Origin of the sequence: uncultured Anaerovibrio sp., assembly GCF_947302755.1 — a bacterium.
Taxonomy (GTDB): Bacteria; Bacillota; Negativicutes; order Selenomonadales; family Selenomonadaceae; genus Anaerovibrio.
Map to the genome: position 1 here is coordinate 1 of NZ_CAMYWM010000198.1, position 3,277 is coordinate 3,277.

Annotated in this window: 1 pseudogene; it reads left to right on the plus strand. The window is 49.0% G+C overall.

What is annotated here, in order from left to right:
• Positions 1-35: 35 nt before the first annotated feature.
• Positions 36-3,277, plus strand: a pseudogene (locus Q0Y54_RS12385) (hypothetical protein); the annotation flags it as partial.

Consider the following 3,277-nt stretch of genomic DNA (forward strand, 5'->3'; position numbering starts at 1 on the left):
TTTCCGGCTTTTCGGCTACCTTGCAGGGGGGAAAGGTGAAAAATTTATATGGTGCTTATATCGCTGATGGGGCCAAGGGCAATGCTGATGGTAATTCGGTGGCAGTAGAAAATGGTAGTGTCAATGATTTTGTTTATGGTGGTTATTCCGAAAATGGTACTGCCAACAGTAATAGGCTAACTGTCACTGGCGGTACGATTGATACGGCTTCTGGTGGTTATTCTACTCATGCTGCTAATAATAACACCGTTGAAGTCGCTGATGGAGAAATTAAAGATGTCAAAGGTGGTAGGTCTGAAAATAGTACTGCCAATAGCAACAATGTATTTATCACCGGCGGTACGTTTGGTGATGTCAGTGGAGGTGAAGGTACATCTGATGTCAAGAATAACAAGGTAACCATATACCAGGCAGATGGAAAAAACACCTTTGTGAACTATGGTGTCGTTGGAGGTGTTAGCAGAAATGGTACTGCCGACAGCAACGAAGTAACTATCAGCAGCGGTAATATCAATGGAGATGATGGGACAGTTATAGGAGGTTCTGCCCCCGATGGTATTGCCCTAAACAATAAGGTAATTATCTACGGCGGTACGATTACTACTGTCTATGGTGGCGAGTCTATGAATGGTGCTGCCAACAGTAACCAGGTAACTATCAATGGCGGTACGATAATTGATGCCTATGGCGGTATTTCCGAATTTGGTACTGCCAACAGCAATACTGTTGACATCAGCGGCGGTACAATTAATAAAAGTGTCTATGGAGGCTGGGGCAATTATGGTGCCTCGGCGAACAAGGTAGCTATATCCCAGGCCGCCAACCAAACCACCACTATAAACGGGGAGGTCTATGGCGGTTATTCTAATGATGAAAATGTTACAGCCAACAGCAATGAGGTAACTATCACCGGCGGCACCATTTATAATGATAATTCTCGTTGTAATATCTATGGAGGCTGGGGAAAATCTGGTGCCGCGGAGAACAAGGTAACCATATCCCATGCTGCCAACCAAGACACCTCTGTAGGCGGGAATGTCTATGGTGGTTTTTCCAATGGTGAAAATGGTACTGCCGACAGCAATGAGGTAACTATCACCGGCGGCGCCATTTATAATGATAATTCTCGTTGTAATATCTATGGAGGCTGGGGAAAATCTGGTGCCGCGGAGAACAAGGTAACCATATCCCATGCTGCCAACCAAGACACCTCTGTAGGCGGGAATGTCTATGGTGGTTTTTCCAATGGTGAAAATGGTACTGCCGACAGCAATGAGGTAACTATCACCGGCGGCGCCATTTATAATGATAATTATCATTGTAATATCTTTGGAGGCTATGGCTATTCTGGTGTCACAAATAACAAGGTAACCATATCCCAGGCTGCCAACCAAACCACCTCTATAAACGGGCAGGTCTATGGTGGTTATTCCTATGGTGAGGATGGTACAGCCAAGAGCAACGAGGTAACTATCATTGGCGGTACAATGGAAGATGTTTATGGTGGTTATTCCGAAAATGGTACTGCCGACAGCAACGAGGTAACTATCACCGGCGGTACGCTTAATGATTATGTCTATGGTGGCTGGGGAAAATCTGGTGCCACAAATAACAAGGTAGCTATATCCCAGGCCGATGACCAAACCACCTCTGTAGGCGGGAATGTCTATGGTGGTTTTTACAATGGTGAAAATGGTACTGCTGCCGACAGCAATGAGGTAACTATCACCGGCGGCACGATAACTGGTGATGTTTATGGTGGAAAAGGTAATTTGAATGCCAATAACAACATGGTTACCATCACCGGTGGTACCTTTGATGAAACCTTTTCTGTAATTCACGGTGGTTCAGCTTACGATGAATCCACTGGTACGGCCGCCAATAATACCATTAATATCAATGCCCCCATCGACGTTAAGGGCATCATAGGCGGTAAAGCGGCCAATAGCTCCGGCAATACCCTGAATTTAGGGGCCACCGGCATTACCGTCGGGGAGCAGGGTGTAGCCAAGGCCCAGATAGTGGGCCTTGCCAAGGATTTGGCCTTTGCCCATGGGAAGACCCTGCTTACTTCCATTGGGGATATTACTGGTGTGGAGACTCTGGATGTGTCCGGAGCCGCTACGCTGGCCACAGCCACCACCCCGGGCACCATGACCCTGCTGGCCGGCAATACGGATAATTTCACGGAAAACCTTAAGGTAAAATACGCCGGGGGGGAATCAGCTATTGGTACCGGGCTGGAGGTAAATCGGGTGAATGAAACCGATACCTTGACCAACAAGGTGACCCTGGCCTACGATGCTATTCATAGTGTAGCCCTGGCCGATAATAACAGCAAGGTGAATTATACCATAGAGGAAAGCGATTTAAAGGGAATAAATTTATCCAACTGGAATGGTACCAGTGCGGCCTGGCCAACGAAATGGGCCTCGTCCAAGCTGCTGGAGTCTTCCATTACGGCGGCTGATTTCACAGCCCCATCAATAGAGGCCGCCAGTGCCACGACTATTTTGACCACCACCAAGGCTGATTTCTTCAATGACAATCAGATTACCGGAGATATGAAGTATCAGGCCGATATCCCCAGTCAGGATACGGTGGCCGGGGTCACCCTTACCGGGGCTGAGTCCAAGGGCGTCAAGGCCTCGGCTGACGGCAAAAATCTGGTATATGCCCGGAGCAACTTTAATGTCAGCGATATTTCCTTTGGAGAAATGGAGTGGAGCAAGGGCCGCACCATGCCATCCAAGGGCTATGACTTTACCCCGGCGACAACCCTTGATGCCTCCAATATGACCTTTACCTTTACTGACGGGGATAAGGAAGCCTTGTCCCCTGACAGCACCATGACTCTGCTGTCCGATGCCGCCAATCTGGAGGGAAAGACCGTAACGGGAGCTGACCGCACCCAGACTGTAGACTATAGTGCCGCCAATGGGACAGCCCTCACCGGCACTCTCCAGGGCACCGTATCCACCACGGATACCCAGGTAAAATATGACGCCACCAGCATGACCCTGGACCAGATAAACCTGTCCAACTGGAATGGTACGGCCAGTGCTGTTCCCACAGGCTGGACCGCCGCCTCCAGCCTGTCCGTCACCGGGTCAGGCTTTACTGCCCCAACGGCGACATTGGGCACCGCTACCAATATATTTACCTCTAATGTGGAGGGCTATTTTGACGGGGCCGCTATTGACGATGCATTGAAAAACATCGCCACAGATTATACCCAAAAGGAGAATGGCATCACCATCTCCGGTCAGGTGTTGAG